At 35.6% G+C, this 15,473-nt stretch carries 20 protein-coding genes; 14 read left to right on the top strand and 6 right to left on the bottom strand.

Translation table 11 applies throughout. The features are described from left to right. Nucleotides 1-508: 508 nt before the first annotated feature. Nucleotides 509-1,342 (bottom strand): DUF2911 domain-containing protein, encoded by an 834-nt coding sequence (locus GVN22_RS00965; RefSeq protein ID WP_166549193.1) that lies wholly within the window; start codon nt 1,340-1,342, stop codon nt 509-511. A gap of 148 nt (nt 1,343-1,490) precedes the next feature. After that, nucleotides 1,491-2,315: an MBL fold metallo-hydrolase gene (locus GVN22_RS00970; protein WP_166549194.1), complete on the bottom strand. Its 825-nt coding sequence runs from the start codon at nt 2,313-2,315 to the stop codon at nt 1,491-1,493. A gap of 432 nt (nt 2,316-2,747) precedes the next feature. On the opposite strand from GVN22_RS00970, the gene GVN22_RS00975 reads away from it, so the two are divergent. Both GVN22_RS00975 and GVN22_RS00980 read left to right on the top strand, forming a co-directional pair. Then, on the top strand, nt 2,748-3,635 hold the full coding sequence (locus GVN22_RS00975) for an MBL fold metallo-hydrolase (RefSeq protein WP_166549195.1): 888 nt from the start codon (nt 2,748-2,750) through the stop codon (nt 3,633-3,635). 83 nt (nt 3,636-3,718) lie between these two features. Further along, nucleotides 3,719-3,916: a hypothetical protein gene (locus tag GVN22_RS00980; protein ID WP_166549196.1), complete on the top strand. Its 198-nt coding sequence runs from the start codon at nt 3,719-3,721 to the stop codon at nt 3,914-3,916. Nucleotides 3,917-4,011: 95 nt separating this feature from the next. On the opposite strand, the gene atpG is transcribed toward GVN22_RS00980, so the two are convergent. The 3 genes from atpG to GVN22_RS00995 form a co-directional block, all read right to left on the bottom strand. Next, nucleotides 4,012-4,896, bottom strand: coding sequence for an ATP synthase F1 subunit gamma (gene atpG / locus GVN22_RS00985; protein WP_166549197.1), 885 nt, complete (start codon nt 4,894-4,896; stop codon nt 4,012-4,014). Between the two features lie 263 nt (nt 4,897-5,159). Then, the gene (gene atpA, locus GVN22_RS00990) at nt 5,160-6,740 is read right to left on the bottom strand and encodes a F0F1 ATP synthase subunit alpha (RefSeq protein WP_166549198.1); all 1,581 of its coding nucleotides are present in this window, start codon (nt 6,738-6,740) and stop codon (nt 5,160-5,162) included. Nucleotides 6,741-7,403: 663 nt separating this feature from the next. After that, entirely contained in the window at nt 7,404-7,895 is a 492-nt protein-coding gene (locus GVN22_RS00995) for a hypothetical protein (RefSeq protein WP_166549199.1), read from the bottom strand. A gap of 133 nt (nt 7,896-8,028) precedes the next feature. Here GVN22_RS00995 and GVN22_RS01000 point away from each other — a divergent pair, with 133 nt between their 5' ends. The 4 genes from GVN22_RS01000 (at nt 8,029) to GVN22_RS01015 (ending at nt 9,958) form a co-directional block, all read left to right on the top strand. Then, nucleotides 8,029-8,415 carry a hypothetical protein gene (locus tag GVN22_RS01000; RefSeq protein ID WP_166549200.1) on the top strand — a complete coding sequence of 129 codons (387 nt, stop codon included), beginning with the start codon at nt 8,029-8,031 and terminating at the stop codon, nt 8,413-8,415. Between the two features lie 33 nt (nt 8,416-8,448). Then, entirely contained in the window at nt 8,449-8,988 is a 540-nt protein-coding gene (locus GVN22_RS01005) for a hypothetical protein (RefSeq protein WP_166549201.1), read from the top strand. Nucleotide 8,989: 1 nt separating this feature from the next. Then, the gene (locus GVN22_RS01010; protein ID WP_166549202.1) at nt 8,990-9,553 is read left to right on the top strand and encodes a Crp/Fnr family transcriptional regulator; all 564 of its coding nucleotides are present in this window, start codon (nt 8,990-8,992) and stop codon (nt 9,551-9,553) included. Between the two features lie 78 nt (nt 9,554-9,631). After that, entirely contained in the window at nt 9,632-9,958 is a 327-nt protein-coding gene (locus tag GVN22_RS01015; RefSeq protein WP_166549203.1) for a multidrug efflux SMR transporter, read from the top strand. Nucleotides 9,959-10,151: 193 nt separating this feature from the next. Here the strand turns inward: GVN22_RS01015 and GVN22_RS01020 are convergent, their stop codons facing one another. Continuing rightward, nucleotides 10,152-10,439, bottom strand: a complete 288-nt coding sequence (locus GVN22_RS01020) for a hypothetical protein (RefSeq protein ID WP_166549204.1) — start codon at nt 10,437-10,439, stop codon at nt 10,152-10,154. A gap of 49 nt (nt 10,440-10,488) precedes the next feature. Here GVN22_RS01020 and GVN22_RS01025 point away from each other — a divergent pair, with 49 nt between their 5' ends. From GVN22_RS01025 to GVN22_RS01060, 8 genes are all read left to right on the top strand, one after another. Continuing rightward, nucleotides 10,489-10,872 carry a hypothetical protein gene (locus tag GVN22_RS01025; RefSeq protein WP_166549205.1) on the top strand — a complete coding sequence of 128 codons (384 nt, stop codon included), beginning with the start codon at nt 10,489-10,491 and terminating at the stop codon, nt 10,870-10,872. Nucleotides 10,873-10,903: 31 nt separating this feature from the next. Then, nucleotides 10,904-11,368, top strand: a complete 465-nt coding sequence (locus tag GVN22_RS01030) for a hypothetical protein (RefSeq protein WP_166549206.1) — start codon at nt 10,904-10,906, stop codon at nt 11,366-11,368. Between the two features lie 97 nt (nt 11,369-11,465). Then, nucleotides 11,466-11,819 (top strand): DUF2200 domain-containing protein, encoded by a 354-nt coding sequence (locus GVN22_RS01035; RefSeq protein ID WP_166549207.1) that lies wholly within the window; start codon nt 11,466-11,468, stop codon nt 11,817-11,819. Between the two features lie 112 nt (nt 11,820-11,931). After that, a complete protein-coding gene (locus tag GVN22_RS01040) occupies nt 11,932-12,303 on the top strand; it encodes a hypothetical protein (protein WP_166549208.1) in 372 nt (123 codons plus the stop codon). 11 nt (nt 12,304-12,314) lie between these two features. Beyond that, entirely contained in the window at nt 12,315-12,893 is a 579-nt protein-coding gene (locus GVN22_RS01045) for a Crp/Fnr family transcriptional regulator (RefSeq protein WP_166549209.1), read from the top strand. A gap of 65 nt (nt 12,894-12,958) precedes the next feature. Further along, on the top strand, nt 12,959-13,324 hold the full coding sequence (locus tag GVN22_RS01050; protein WP_240915540.1) for a DUF4260 domain-containing protein: 366 nt from the start codon (nt 12,959-12,961) through the stop codon (nt 13,322-13,324). 229 nt (nt 13,325-13,553) lie between these two features. Beyond that, nucleotides 13,554-14,729, top strand: a complete 1,176-nt coding sequence (locus GVN22_RS01055) for a DUF3667 domain-containing protein (RefSeq protein ID WP_166549210.1) — start codon at nt 13,554-13,556, stop codon at nt 14,727-14,729. A gap of 273 nt (nt 14,730-15,002) precedes the next feature. Further along, a complete protein-coding gene (locus GVN22_RS01060; protein WP_166549211.1) occupies nt 15,003-15,440 on the top strand; it encodes a hypothetical protein in 438 nt (145 codons plus the stop codon). The last annotated feature ends 33 nt before the right edge of the window (nt 15,441-15,473 follow it).

Here is a 15,473-nt window from a genome sequence, read left to right on the forward strand (position 1 = left end):
TAAAATAATTTGTAATGAATCAAAAGCAATGAATACCCTCTTATGAACTATGTCCATAGAGCCTCTATCCGATTGATAGATTCTAAAATGATGTAAAGGTTCAATGAAATGCCTTTACTAGGAGAAGAAATTAGGAGAAAAATATAGGAACTTCATGACTTTACCCTAAGGGTGTTTTTATTTTTTTGCAAAGGTACTGTTTTTTTATTTACTGTAAAATAGTTAAGGTAGATTTTATTAGGAAGAAATACCAATGAGTGAAGTGATATTGAGTGATTGAGTGATTAAATCTACATGCCACCAGTAGAGACGCAATGCTTTGCGTCTTAGGTTGAGTAAAATCTAGCATAGTAGCATCAAAAAAGCGGTCGAAAAACAATTTTCGACCGCCTTTTAAAATTAAATGCTTTAACACCTAGACATTGAGCCAAAGAGTATGTATTATTTCATTTAAAATATTCTTTAACTCTTCGCTTATGGCATATCGCTTAAAGCATAAGGCATAAAATTATTTCAAAGTAGCAATCAATTTCTCATTCAATGCTACGTAATCATCGTTTTTAGCCTCTTTAGCTAATACAATAGACTGATTTGCTGCTGTTACTGCAGCAGTTTTGTCACCCATTTTAGCTAAGATTTTTGCTTTTAAATGTACCATCCAAAAAGCTTTCGGACTGTTTTCGATAGCTTTGTTTGTCCAAGCTAAAGCTTGTTTCAAATCTTTTCCTGTTTCGAAATAGTAGCTAGCCGCTTGGAAATAAGGACGGTTATCTACGTTCATAGCTGTCTCAATTGACTTCGAAATCTTAGCATCGATGTCTGCTACTACAGGAATATTGATTTGTGTTTTTTCCCAAGAAACTTGAATATCAGCCGTTGCAGGAGTTACATTACCCAATTGAATCGTGAAAGTCTCAACTGATGATGTCAATGCTACAGGTTTCACTTTGAAACGAGCAACATCTTCCTCTTTTTTGTAACCATCGATACCCCAGTTACCTAATCCTTTGTTGAAAATCACTTCCCATTCATCTTTGTTTGGAACAGTATAAAGCACATAAGTACCTGCTTTTACAGCTACACCACCTACGGTTACGTCTTCACCAAAAGTTACTTTAGTTGCCGCATTAGCACCTGTTCTCCATAATTTGCCATAAGGAGCCAAGTCACCAAATACAGTTCTGCCCTTCATGTTGGGTCTTGAGTAGTTTACTTCGATAGAAGAAAGTGCAAAATCCTGCTTAATAGTTTGTGTTGGACTAGGTGCAGGAGTTTTGATACCTTGAGCCTGTGCTGTCATGATAGAAGCCACGGCTACTAATGCTAATAAAATCTTTTTCATGATAATGTTAAAATTGGAGAATTGTTTGAAGACTATTCAATCATTTTGAACAGTCAAAAGTACAACTTTGTTTTACCTAATGGCATATTATAGCGACAAGAAGATGTAAAAATTCGACCAATAACTCTATTCCTTCCCCTATCGGCATTTATAATTGTACTGGCAAATGTTTGATTACAGAACCTACCATCCAATGGACACTGACGTCATAACCCGTCATAAGATTAATCATTTTCTTATCTTTCAGCGCCATTTTCTGAATAATCTCAGCGGTTTTATAGCCCTGGTTATACCAAAAGCACACCTGTTCGGTGAACGATTCAAAATAGTCAAGTTTACGTTCAAGGGACTTTCTACCAAACTCTACTTGTGGATTATGTGCACAAAATACTTTATCAAAATCTTCGTCTAAGACTCGTTTGAGCGAATCTATTTGTTGCCAGATATTCTCTCCTTTTCGAAAAACTTTTATGCGCTGACTTACAAATAAATCTCCTGAAAAGAGCCATCCTTCTTTCGGTTCAAGGTAAACATGATGGTCATCGCTATGCCCTGGCGTATAGATAGGAACGAACGAATATTTGGAGGTTTGTATCACTTCTGGGAGCGTTTGCATGGGTATATCTTGCGGGCGAATTTTCCCGAAGAAATACTTTTCGTACAACATTACATCAAAACCTTGTCGTACTTTTTCGGCTGTTAAAGGATGCGCAAAAACAACTGGATGAAAGTGATTATAGAGTGTAGAAACGTTTCCAATATGATCTTCGTGCCAATGCGTAAGTGCAATTTGTTGAAGAGGCATCTGTTTAAACAATGATAAAACTGTCTGACGACAATTATACTGTCCTGTATCTATCAAAAGTCCGTCGATGTAGTAAACATGTACCGTAAAAGTTGGCAAACCAGGCCAATGATACCCCAGTTCAAAAGCTTTGACAGGACCATATTGTTTTGTTTTGAGATGCTGCATATTCGTTCAGAATCCTAATTGCTTCGTTGGTCGAAAAGTTTGGATGAAAACTTAAATATAGCATTTTACTACCATAAAAATATACTAAATTTTGCTATGTCTTTCCTCGGTAACCCATTTCCAAAGTAAAGGCACAAAGGAATAACTCGAGAGCAATGTATTCATAATTAGTGCTGAATTATGAGTTTTGAATTGTGAATGTAAAATTTTAATTATCAATATCTTACATCTCTAATTGATCAAATTAATCAGATAAAATATTAGTAATCATAAAATTACACTCACAATTCATCACTCATACTTAAATCTCTGATTACGTTGATTATTTTCTTTTGTGCCTTCATATCAAACAATCCCAATCTGATAAATGTTAGTTTTTTAATAAATCATTTCTTTCTCTAAATTCAACACAACTCTAACAATCATTATTCTATGCAAAGAAGACTCTTTCTCCAACATTCTGCTTTCTTGATGGCAAGTCTCGGTGTGAGTTCCTATAAATTTCCATTTGATACTCCTTACAAAATCAAGGAGTTGCGCAATGGCGTGGGAGTATTTACCGAAAGAGGCGGTACTATTGCCTTCGCCTCAACTAGTAAGGGAATTGCTGTGGTAGATTCTCAATTTCCTGAACAATCTAACCATTTGATTGAAGCTTTGAAAGGGATGTCAGAAAATCCTATAAAATTGCTTTTCAATACCCATCACCATGGTGATCATTCTGGTGGAAATATTTCTTTTAAAGGTATTGTAGAACATGTTATTGCTCACGAAAACTCCTTGAAAAATCAAAAAGCTGTTGCAGAAAAACAAAACACGGTAGAGAAACAGCTTTTCCCAGATATAACTTATCAGGATACCCACAAAGAGAAATTAGGAAAAGAGACTATCAAAATGCATTATTTTGGTGCAGGTCATACTAATGGCGATTCCATCATTCACTTTGAACGCGCCAATGTAGCACACTGTGGGGATTTGGTATTCAACCGTCGCTTTCCTGTGGTAGACCGCAACGCTGGCGCTAGTATGAATTCTTGGATCAATGTGCTGGACAAAATCAATGCTACTTTTGACAAGGATACTATTTTTGTATTTGGACATGCTTTTGATCCTGAGAAAATTACAGGTACTCACGAAGATATCAAAGCTTTCAAAAACTACTTAGAACAGCTTTTAGGCTATGTTTCGCAAGAAATAAAGGCTGGAAAAAGTAAAGAAGAAATTCTTAAAACAACTGCTATTCCGAATGCACCAGAATGGAAAGGCGATGGAATCCAAAGAAGTTTGACAGCAGCTTACGACGAATTGACCAGCAAATAGGTAAGCAAAATAACAATTCTATTATTTTCTTGTTTAAGCAATATCCTTCTTATAGTTTTGAACTAGAAAAAATCGAAAAATTCATGAAAAATATTGCCTATATATTGCTGGTTATAGCTATTATCTCCACCGTCGCATTAATCACTTGGGGTGCTATAGCACTGCTTGATTCGACCAATGGATTCAATGAAAAAACCTTTTTTATTCTACTTATTGGTGGGATTATCTCGGTAGGATTGATTGGGCGAGTCGTAATTGTGTTCAAAGATTCTAGAAAATAGGAAATGACGAGTTTAAAATTCTGTAGATGTTAAAGTCTAAACATAAAAAAAGACCTTCCGAAAGAAAGGTCTTTTTTTATAATCTTTTAACAAGACTAAGCTGAGGCTAACGCTTCGGCACCACCAACGATTTCGAGGATTTCCTTCGTAATCGCAGCTTGACGAGAACGGTTGTAAACAAGTTTCAACTCTTTCAACAATTCACCTGCGTTTTCTGTAGCTTTATCCATTGCAGTCATACGAGCACCATGTTCAGAAGCATTTGATTCTAAAACAGCTTTATACACTTGCAATTTCAACGCTTTAGGAAGCAACTCACTGATAATTTCTTCTTCCGAAGGTTCGAAGATATAATCAACTGTTGAAGCTTTCACGTTACTATCTTGTTTATCAACTAATGGCAACATCTGTTCTGCTCTCAAAATTTGAGTTGCCACGTTTTTGAACTCATTGAAAATAACTTCTACAACATCAAATTTTTCGGCAACGAATCCGTCCATCGCATATTCTGCTGCCTGACGTACTGAGGCGAAAGATAATTTTGAGAAGATATGAACAAATTTTTCGTTTACTTTATAACCACGACGAGTCAAGTATTCAGCACCCTTTTTACCCAAAGCCAAAACCTCAACATTGCCTGCGGCATTTTGACTAGCGTATTTTTCAGCGATAAGGTTTACTGTTGCCTTACCAACGTTGGCGTTGAATGCTCCACAAAGACCACGGTCAGAAGTAACAACGATTACTAACACTTTTTGAATATCGCGAGTGATAGTATATGGGTTCGATTGAGCACCTTCTGCATTAGCCGAAACAGTTGCAATCATTTCGGTTAACTTCTGCGAATAAGGGCGCATTTGAACAATAGCATCAGTTGCACGGCGAAGTTTAGCCGCCGAAACCATTTTCATGGCTTTAGTAATCTGCTGAGTAGAGTTTACTGACACTATTCGGTTACGGACTTCTTTTAATGAAGGCATCTTTTGCTAATGTTTGAAACAGTGAATGATAGAAATGATGTATTTGATGTAAATAAAATCGTTATTTGTGATTGGTGTATCTGTTAATTGTAAGAGCTCAGAAAGTTTACGTTAAAGTTACCTCAAGTCAAGTAATGATTTTATGCTATGTAATCAGTCTCAATTTGGTGAAAAGTTTTGTTATGATTTCTCATTCACAATTCATCAATTGGACGATTATATAATAGAGAGAGTAGCGTACTACCCTCTCCTACATTCAAATATTATCCTTGGTATTTAACTGCCACTTCTTTCGCCACTTTCTTCAATACATCAGTCAAAGAATCGTCAAATTTACCTGCTTTCAAAGCATCCATAGTAGATTTTTGAGTAGCATGCATAACTGTAACGAAATCCTTCTCGAACTCACGTACTTTTGATACCGCAACAGAATCAATTAACCCGTTTGTAGAAACATAAATCATTGCGACTTGATCTTCTACACGTTGAGGGCTACCATTTGGTTGCTTCAACATTTCGAGGTTACGACGACCACGTTCGATAGTCAATTTAGTAGAGGCATCCAAATCAGAACCAAATTTAGCGAAAGCTTCCAATTCACGGAATTGAGCTTGGTCCAATTTTAATGTACCAGCTACTTTCTTCATTGATTTGATTTGAGCGTTACCACCTACACGAGATACAGAGATACCTACGTTGATCGCTGGACGGATACCTGCGTTAAACAAGTTAGTTTCCAAGAAGATCTGACCGTCAGTAATAGAGATTACGTTAGTCGGGATATAAGCAGAAACGTCACCCGCTTGAGTTTCGATAATTGGAAGAGCCGTTAATGAACCACCACCTTTTACGATTCCTTTTAAAGATTCAGGAAGGTCGTTCATATTTTTTGCGATTTCGTCAGATGCGTTGATTTTCGCAGCGCGCTCCAACAAACGGCTATGTAAATAGAATACGTCACCAGGGTAAGCTTCACGACCTGGAGGACGACGAAGAAGCAATGAAACTTCACGGTAAGCTACCGCTTGCTTAGACAAATCGTCATACACTACTAATGCTGGACGACCTGTATCGCGGAAGAATTCACCAATAGCAGCACCTGTAAATGGAGCAAAGAACTGCATCGGAGCTGGGTCTGCTGAACCAGCTGCTACGATTACTGTGTAATCCATAGCACCTGCTTTGCGAAGAGCTTGCTCAACTTGTTTGATAGTTGAAGCTTTCTGACCACAAGCTACATAGATACAGTACACTGGTTGACCTGCATCGTAGAATTCTTTTTGGTTGATAATTGTGTCAATACAAACAGTTGTTTTACCTGTCTGACGGTCACCAATAACTAACTCACGTTGACCACGACCTACTGGAATCATAGCGTCGATCGCTTTGATACCTGATTGAAGAGGTTCTGTTACTGGTTGACGATAAATTACCCCTGGAGCTTTACGCTCAAGTGGCATATCGTATAATTGTCCTGCGATTGGACCGTTGCCGTCAATTGGCTCGCCAAGTGTGTTCACGACACGACCTAAGATACCGTCACCTACTTTGATAGAGGCGATTTCGTCTGTACGTTTTACGGTGTCACCTTCTTTGATTTCAGATGATTCACCCAATAATACCGCACCTACGTTGTCTTCTTCGAGGTTAAGGGCTAGGGCTTTCAAGCCGTTTTCAAATACGAGCAACTCACCCGCTTGTACTTTCGATAGTCCATAAATACGAGCTACACCATCACCGATTTGTAGCACGGTACCTACTTCTTGGAGTTCAGCCTCTGACTTAGATCCTGAAAGTTGTTCTCTCAAGATGGCTGACACTTCATCTGGTCTGACTGATGCCATTTCTTTATAGTTGGATTTGTGATTTTGGAATTCGATTTGAGAGGTTATTCGTTGGATGCAAGTCCTTTACAAGATAAGGAAAGAGATTTTTTTCGCTTTGCTTGGCTGGGGTTTATTACATCTTAAACTTACTAACTCTTTTCGGGTGCAAAATTAGGGAAGAAATTTCACAATTCCACGACAATCTAAATTTTTTCGTGCTAAACGTTATACTTTTTTGAGAGTGGCATTTTTGTTCAAGTGTCCTTTTTCACTTCAAAACCTATCTCTTTCAACGCTTTTTTTGACGTTAATCTTTATTTATTCTAATTTTTGAAGAAGATTTTCTGAGATATTGTCTTATCCTTATAGCATCTTCGTTTATTGTACTAAACAGGATAAAACAAAGAATTTTATCTCAAAGTATCTACCAACACAATATTATTCCATGACAAACGAAGTTATACCAAATATTTCTATAAATACATTTAGCAAATTTTCGCTAATTACAAGTCAAATTTATTCTTGGGATTGTACTAATTACCTGATTGAATTTGAGTTAATCTATTTTTCGACTACACTAGAATAGCATTCACTCAATGTTTTCAATTTCTCTTTTAAAATAGATAAGCACAAAAAGTGTATTCCATACCCAAGTGGCTATGTCATTTATTGATAAAAAACTTAAACATTGGCTATTATTTTCCACAAATTATTGGCAAAGTCTTCTCTCAGCATTTTATCTGTAAGACCACTGTGTAAATCAGAGTAAATCTTACAGGTTTTGCTTTCATGGTCTAGCAAAATTTTAAAGTTTAAGTCTAAAGCATGAGAAGCAAGCGCGCTATAGTCCTCTCCATACATTTCTAAGTCCTCATATTTGACGAGAGTTAGACAAAGAAAAGTATCTGTATCAACCTCTCTAAATGATTTTATAGAAAAATTGTTGAGGCGTGTAAGACTCAGATTTGATAGCGCTTCCTTCAGCATATTTGTGTCTACATTTCTCTTCACAATGACGATTACGTCTAAAGTTTCTGCAAAATCAATAGCATAATCATTGTTTTCTGACGTTTCACGAAGATTGTCTGAAGCTCGTTCGCTTGCCATGAAGTTTTGTATAAGGCGAGAAACAATTAAAATACCAGCAATTGTGATGAATAAAATGTCGTCCATATAATATTTTTAGTGTAAGCCTCAAAATTAATTAATTCTAAAGGAGCGCTACTGCACTATGGTTTAATTTTTGGTTATTTGCTACCTACTTTTGCTTTATTCATTTCTTAGCTTTTACTTCATTGCTCTACTTATGAATAAGATTTTACGTTACCTTTCACTTTTTACATTGATTTCGTGCAGAGATCAACAATCAGAGTTACAGCATAAATTCTATGTAGTTAAGCATGAGCACGGAAAATCAGACACCCTCTGTGTAAATCATATTCCTGAGAGTTCTGATAGGATGGTTGCTGTAGATTCTTTTGACTATACTATCCATCAAAAATCTATTCGGATATTAAAGTTTACGAATCCTGATGCAGGTATAGACAGCAAAGTAGAGGCTTACTTCGAAAAATCTTTAGGAATATTTTTGGTAAAAAATAAAACTTGGTCGTTAAACTATCAGCTGAGATCCACAAATGATTCGGTTGAAGCTTGCATTGATAAAATTCAGCACTTGGATTTCGTCAAATAATCTACAGATATTCATCTTAAACTTTAATGATATATGGGCTTCGGATTTAACCTATCCATGATATTATTTGTGGTTTCTTTATCCGCCATTCTTTTGATTACATGGTTCATAACAGGGAAAAACCATTGGGGGAAAACCATTGGTTTCTTGTGGTTAGGTCTTTTGGCGATGGCTATGTTTTTATCTGGTCTAAAGTGGATATTAGGAAAACCCAATCTAGAAAAAGATGATTACTATGGGCAGTACATTGTAGATAGAACCTATTTTTCGGGAAAACAAGCCGATTGGCAATACAATCATTTTCGATTTGAAATAAAGGATAACGACTCTCTCTATTTTTACCTTACCGAAAAAGAGAAAATCATGAGGACTTATGTGGGCAAAATCAAGGTTACTGAAAACTATATTTCTGAGCATTTACTGATAAACATGCCTCAACCAACACATCATATCCTTAGTTCTAATCCTACAACTTATCGTTATCCTTGGTACTTTCATTTAGTTTTTTACTCTCCTAAATTCAATAATCTCTATTTCAAAAAAGGAAAATGGGAGGCAATCGACTCCAACTGATATGATTCTATCACAAATTTCAAATACAATTTACCCTTTACCTGAGGCTTCCATGCAAAAGCTGGAAGAACATATTTCTGAGGTTAGTTTCCCAAAAGGTCATATTCTACTGCGAGCCAATAAAGTGGAAAGTAGTATTTATTTTATCAAAAAAGGAATTGCAAGACTCTATACTCAAACGCCTGACAATGAAATTACTTTTCTGTTTTGCAAAGAAGGGGATACTTTAATGTCTTTAAAAAGCTATGTCACTGGACAAAAAGGCTATGAAGATGTAGAGTTATTGGAAGACTGTGAACTGTACCAATTAAAGGCTGAAGTGTTGGAAAATCTTTATCAAAGTGATATTCATATCGCTAATTGGGGACGAAAATTGGCAGAACTAGAGCTCGTCAAAACGGAAGAAAGATTTATTGCCCGACAATTCAGAACCGCCAGCGAACGCTATCATGAACTTCTGCAATTACATCCTGACCTAATTCAGCGAGTCCAACTGGGGCATATTGCTTCGTACCTTGGCATAAGCCAAGTAAGTCTGAGTAGAATTAGAGCTGAGATTCGATAAAAAGTATTTTTTAACATTTGTAAAATTTATTTCCCTCTCCGATTCAGAACTTTGCTGGTGAATTTTAACACAAAAAATATGAATTGGATTGTATTGATTATCGCAGGATTGTTTGAAGTAGCCTTTACATTTTGTTTGGGCAAAGTAAAAGAAAGTACAGGAAACGAAGTATATCTTTGGTACGCAGGATTTATCATGGCTTTGATTATCAGCATGGGGCTTTTGATGAAAGCCATTGAATCGCTTCCTATTGCTACAGCTTATGCTGTTTGGACGGGCATTGGTGCCGTTGGAACGGTACTTTTGGGAATCCTTGTGTTCAATGAACCTGCTACTTTTTGGCGCTTATTCTTTATCAGCACCTTAATTGGCTCTATTATTGGATTGAAAATGATGTCACATTAGTATCGAATATCTAAAAAGCATTTATGACAGAAAGACCTTCCTTGATTTACCACCTATAGAAGTATTAAGCATTCCCGATGATTACGAATTTATGGATGTGGAGTTGAAGAAATACTTGAGGACAAAATCAATGCTATTTTCAATGAGGTTTTTGGGAATTAGTTTTTCTTGGGCACTCATTTACTCGTCCCGATTACCAAAATTTCCACCAAGGTTTTTTTTGCAAAACAGGCTCAAAGATTCCGCTTTGAATTGTTTTGATAATTTTTTTATTTTCATCATAAATACTAATCTCTATATTCGAATGAGTTGCTAAATACCTGGCAACTGTCTCCTCTACAGCTTCATAGCTTTCCAATTCGATATATGGATACTCCTGAAATTCTGTATTTGAATTATTGCAATAGAAAGTCTGTCCATCAGTATTTAAAATGATTCCCGTTGAAAGCTGATTAAGCAATAAATAGTATGTGTTTTTCATTTCAAAGTATAATTTGATAAGACGAATACCGAATAATTTCTTCAATATTATGAGAATACCCAAAGAGAGTTTAATCGAACTATTAGATGCCACAAAACAAGATAATATTTGTTCTGCACTCATTGCGTGTATTATAGATGAGCAGAGATTAAATTTACGTTTTGCCATCTCACTACAGGATTTTGGGCATCTAAGAAGAATCCTTGAGTTTCGTCCATTTGAGCATACAGGAGTTGGACCGTATAGATATTTTTTTACGCTTAGCTATACCGCCTCTATTAAAGAAGACCCTTTAATTTTAGCCTCAATAAGGGTAGAACAACTTGACAAGCACAAACATTTTAGCCATACCATTTCAAAAAAATTAATGGCAAATCTTTTCTGGTTTGAAAGCTTGGAAAGTACCCAACCTGTTGAATCAATGATTGAATAATTTCAAATATTCTGAACGAATACCTTAAGATATGCCCATCTCAGACAAAATATTATTGCAACATATAGAGGATTTACTTCAAGAATACCTTCCCAATGATCTACGCATTGAAAAAACAGAGGATCAGACTAGATTGACTATTGGAGAAACGAGGATTTGGATTGAATACAATGAGGATTTTGAGGAAGAAATATTAATTGGAGTTGAACATAGAGGTCGTCGGCATCTTGGGACCCAAAACGACTTGGTTAACACTTTCTTTAATTTACTTACTAAGAGAATCAGAATTTGTAGGAGTTTCAAAGGAACATTTTGTTTTTATGAAACACTCGATATTGAATTGTCCGACAATAGGTTTTATGAGTTTTGGAGCACAGGAGGGTTTTCAATCTATTTTTGGAAAACGACAACCGTTCAAATAGAGTTTTGGGAACCATATATCATAAATCCAGCATTTGAAAGAAGAATCTTAGACCTTAAAATAGCTATGAGATAGCTAGACTCATAACTGAAATCATAAATCATGCAGACATCTGTTTTTTAGGATTTTTATCATTAAATTCGAAAATAATAGTATTAACCCTCCTCCTAGCATGAATACGAATACCAGAGTTTTCAAAATGTCTTTTGCGAGTGTGTATCCTCACTATGTGCAGAAAGTTGAAAAGAAAGGACGCACTACAGATGAATTACATGAGGTGATTTGTTGGTTAACAGGCTATGATGTTACCAATATTCAACAAATTATAGAGCAAAAAATAGATTTTGAAAGCTTTTTTGCTAACGCTCCTCAAATAAACCCCAATGCCCATAAAATTACGGGTACCATCTGCGGTTATCGTATTGAAGAGATAGAAGACAAATTGATGCAACAAATTCGTTATCTTGACAAACTAGTCGATGAGCTAGCAAAAGGTAAAAAAATGGAGAAGATTTTGAGAACATAGCCTGCAATATTTCACTGCTACGCTAAGTTGGCGCACTCTTAACACTCCTAAACTCTACATTCAGTGATCAGACATATATCTTTGACACCTTTTATCCAAAAACCAAATCTAAATGACACAGGAGCAAGTTTTAAATGGCCTTCAAGCAGAAAAGGAGTCTTTTCTGGCGCAAGAATGTGCAGTCGCACTCCAACAAAATCCTGAGAGTATTCTAAAGGAAATAGTTCAAACGAGAGAGTATTTAACTGGATTATACACGACAAGGTTAAGAATTAACAAAAGTTTAAAAAGGTCATTTTTTGAAAATGAAGAAATAAGTTCTTGGGAAGAAGCGATTAAACAACTCTCAAGTTCCTCAGCAAAGGAAGTGTGTTTAAATACTTTTAGTACTGAGGAAAAAGCTTATATGATGTTTTGGGATACAGCAACAAACCAGCTCATTGCCATTTTCTACTTATATCCAGAAAATGCTCAAGATTTATAACAAATTTTTCCGTGCAAGACTTTAACCTTATTATTCAAGACAACTTCGGGCAACTTTCTGAGGCTGAGTTGGAACTCCTTCGCTCCTATTTTAAAGAAGAAAAACTTCCTAAAAATGCTTATTTTACCCAATCAGATAAAGTTTGTGATAAGCTGAGTCTCATCAAAAGTGGGATTCTAAGGGTTTATGCTGTTGTAGATGGCAAGGAAATTACCCAATGGATTTCGACCGAAAATTATCTTATTACCGAAATTGCAGGCTTTTTCTTCAACCAGCCTAATCGCTGGTCGATTCAAGCATTTACCGATGTTGAATTGTTGACCCTTTCGAAAAAAAATTATCTCAAACTCTGCCAGGAGTTTCCCAAATGGCTAGATATAGAAAAACGATTCATTGTCAAATGTTTTGCCATGATTGAAAATCGTGTGTTTTCACATTTGTCGATGACCGCCGAAGAGCGCTATGATGCGTACTTCGAACACAATAAAGAGCTTTTTAATCAAGTTCCGCTTCAATACATCGCTTCGGTATTGGGCATGAGCGCCGAAACATTTAGTCGTATCAGAAAACGTAAATCCGAGAGTTCTTGATTTTTGTCAAGAGTAAATACTTTTTAATGCTCGAATTTTGTGTCATCACAAAAACAAAAACGAACATGACAAAAGATATGAATTTCCTCCTCAAATTAGAAGAACTTGGACAGCTACTGCTTTCAATACTATTATTCCAGCAACTAGATTATGTTTGGTGGATATACCCAGCGAGTATTCTATTACCAGATGTTTCAATGTTAGGATACCTATTGAATACCAAAATTGGCGCTTGGGCATATAACTTATTTCATCACAAATTATTGGGTATCGCTGTAATTGGTCTTGGATATTGGCTCAATCATGACCTCATGACTCTATCAGGTATCATTTTGTTTGGTCATTCAGCTATGGACAGAGTCATGGGCTATGGACTAAAATATACCGATAGCTTTCAACATACGCATTTGGGATGGGTGGGAAAGAAGTGATATTTGCACTCACCAATCACAAAAATTCAATGTAGTAGGCAAGTTTATCTGAATATTTATGCAAGACAAACAGAAAATATTTGGACTAGAGGTGATAAACTTTACAAAAGGATAGAATCCTTAGAAAAAAAGGGTGCTGGATAGGAATCCAGCACCAGCGAGGGAGTTTTTCCTAAAACTATCTAAATTTGTATAACCTCATTTTCAATCCTACTACTACTATTTTATAATGCGAAAAAGAAAAGCACGTCGTAAAACCCATTTATGTCCAAATTGTGAAACTGTACTTGAACGCAATGAAAATTATTGCCACGATTGTGGACAAGAAAACCACAATTTGAATGCCCCCATGAAAGACCTGATTATGGAATTTATTGGAGGTATTACTTTTTTTGAAACCAAGTTTATCGAAACGGTAAAAGTTATATTCACGCATCCGGGTAAACTGCCTTTAGCTTTTAACTCAGGCAAAAGAGTTAAATATATGCACCCTGTAAGAATGTATTTTGGGGTTAGTGCTATCTTCTTTTTCATCATGAGTTCAGACCTATTTAAAAAAGAAAGTAACACCCAGCAACAGAGCAAAACTACCATTGATTCGCTGAGAAAAGCTGAAAATAGAGACTATAATAGCGGTAGAAACTTTGCTAGACAATTAAAAAAAGACCTTTCGCATAACCTCGAATCAGAGTCAGATACTGTCTCAAAAAGTAATCTGGATGAATTCAGAAAAGGTATGAAAGATGCTCAAAAAGAGTATAATGCTAGAAAAGATGGCTCCAAATTTTATTTGGGTCTTTTCAGAAAACTAATCATTCCAAAAGATTCTATCACCTACTATTTTCAATTAAATGACGAGGCATTGGATTCCGTTTTAACGGCTAGGGGCATATCAACATTCTTCCCAATAAGAAAAACCATCAAAAATAGTATCGTGAAGGAATACCATCGATATCTTGAAGAAAAGTACGGACTAAAATCCGAAATAAATGGAAGAACAATGCTATTCAATAGTTATTTGCCAACAATAATGTTTATTCTTCTACCATTTGCAGCATATATATTATGGTTTTTTGAGAGGCGTACCAAATGGAGGTATTACTTTCAACACCTTGTCTTTACATTATATACCCACTCCGCTATTTTTCTATTTTGGGCAATATGTGAATTTCTGAGTGATTTATACAAATACTTTTTCAATCAAGATTATTATGATTATTCAGGATACATTGTATTATTTGTAGTAATTCTGAGTCTAGTGTATTTCATGATTTCTATCAAAAACGTATACCAGCAAAGTTGGTTAAAAACGCTCGTAAAGTTTATCCTACTTATTACGTCTTATTCATTTTTATTCCTTTTAATTATCATTATTGGAATTTCATCAGGGTTAGTGACTACTTAAGATTTTAAATTAGGTATTCATTCAAGTTTGTGTTCAAATATATTACGATAGAATCCTTAGAACGAAGAGTGCTGGATAGGAATCCAGCACTAGCGAGCCCTTAAATAGCACTGACAAAATTCACATACTAATCGGAGAATGAAAAAGAAAAGAAAGCCTACTAAATATTTTCCTCCCTTGCCTCAAAAGAGTGTAAACATTTTACGAATACTTGATGGGCTAGCATTCATATTGGTTTTTATTACTATACTTACTTGTTTAGAAATCAAACAAATGGATCAGATTTTCTTTGGAGGCACCTTGTTTGTAATCTTCTTGGTAGTTGGATTGATTCTAGGCTATCAAACCATATACTATATAAAAGAAAGAACTCCCTTACTTAGTCATCCAATGGTCCAAAAGAACTTTTTTCTTAAAAGTCTATTTTTCCTCTTTCTGATAGGTACTCCTTCTTTGGCAAGTTTTTATAACCGAACATTTCCATTTAATTCACCAACGTGCGCCATTTTCCCTATTTTAGAAAAAGGACAAAGTTCAAGAACCCCTTCTTCGTACTTCATTTATTTTCAATACCAAAACCAAAAAGAACGGTTAAGCATCAATAAAGATATGTGGATGGCAATCAAAGAAAATCAACCTATGGAAATCTGTATTGCAAAAGGCGGATTAGGGTTTGAGTTTGTAAAAGAAATTTACTTTGTTCATGAGTAAAGCAACTCCTCTATTAACCTAGCGGAAGAATTA

It is taken from the genome of Cellulophaga sp. BC115SP (assembly GCF_009905545.1).
Classification (GTDB): domain Bacteria; phylum Bacteroidota; class Bacteroidia; order Cytophagales; family Spirosomataceae; genus Flectobacillus; species Flectobacillus rivi.

Bases quoted from the DNA above. Each gene is read 5' to 3' on its own strand.
- GVN22_RS01025 (WP_166549205.1), top strand. From the start codon at position 10,489: ATGAGAATACCCAAAGAGAGTTTAATCGAACTATTAGATGCCACAAAA.
- GVN22_RS01000 (WP_166549200.1), top strand. From the start codon at position 8,029: ATGAATAAGATTTTACGTTACCTTTCACTTTTTACATTGATTTCGTGC.
- GVN22_RS01050 (WP_240915540.1), top strand. From the start codon at position 12,959: ATGACAAAAGATATGAATTTCCTCCTCAAATTAGAAGAACTTGGACAG.
- GVN22_RS01040 (WP_166549208.1), top strand. From the start codon at position 11,932: ATGACACAGGAGCAAGTTTTAAATGGCCTTCAAGCAGAAAAGGAGTCT.
- GVN22_RS00965 (WP_166549193.1), bottom strand. From the start codon at position 1,342: ATGAAAAAGATTTTATTAGCATTAGTAGCCGTGGCTTCTATCATGACA.
- GVN22_RS01055 (WP_166549210.1), top strand. From the start codon at position 13,554: ATGCGAAAAAGAAAAGCACGTCGTAAAACCCATTTATGTCCAAATTGT.
- GVN22_RS01015 (WP_166549203.1), top strand. From the start codon at position 9,632: ATGAATTGGATTGTATTGATTATCGCAGGATTGTTTGAAGTAGCCTTT.
- GVN22_RS00970 (WP_166549194.1), bottom strand. From the start codon at position 2,315: ATGCAGCATCTCAAAACAAAACAATATGGTCCTGTCAAAGCTTTTGAA.
- GVN22_RS00980 (WP_166549196.1), top strand. From the start codon at position 3,719: ATGAAAAATATTGCCTATATATTGCTGGTTATAGCTATTATCTCCACC.
- atpA (WP_166549198.1), bottom strand. From the start codon at position 6,740: ATGGCATCAGTCAGACCAGATGAAGTGTCAGCCATCTTGAGAGAACAA.
- atpG (WP_166549197.1), bottom strand. From the start codon at position 4,896: ATGCCTTCATTAAAAGAAGTCCGTAACCGAATAGTGTCAGTAAACTCT.
- GVN22_RS01030 (WP_166549206.1), top strand. From the start codon at position 10,904: ATGCCCATCTCAGACAAAATATTATTGCAACATATAGAGGATTTACTT.
- GVN22_RS01020 (WP_166549204.1), bottom strand. From the start codon at position 10,439: ATGAAAAACACATACTATTTATTGCTTAATCAGCTTTCAACGGGAATC.
- GVN22_RS01060 (WP_166549211.1), top strand. From the start codon at position 15,003: ATGGATCAGATTTTCTTTGGAGGCACCTTGTTTGTAATCTTCTTGGTA.
- GVN22_RS00995 (WP_166549199.1), bottom strand. From the start codon at position 7,895: ATGGACGACATTTTATTCATCACAATTGCTGGTATTTTAATTGTTTCT.
- GVN22_RS01035 (WP_166549207.1), top strand. From the start codon at position 11,466: ATGAATACGAATACCAGAGTTTTCAAAATGTCTTTTGCGAGTGTGTAT.
- GVN22_RS01010 (WP_166549202.1), top strand. From the start codon at position 8,990: ATGATTCTATCACAAATTTCAAATACAATTTACCCTTTACCTGAGGCT.
- GVN22_RS00975 (WP_166549195.1), top strand. From the start codon at position 2,748: ATGCAAAGAAGACTCTTTCTCCAACATTCTGCTTTCTTGATGGCAAGT.
- GVN22_RS01005 (WP_166549201.1), top strand. From the start codon at position 8,449: ATGGGCTTCGGATTTAACCTATCCATGATATTATTTGTGGTTTCTTTA.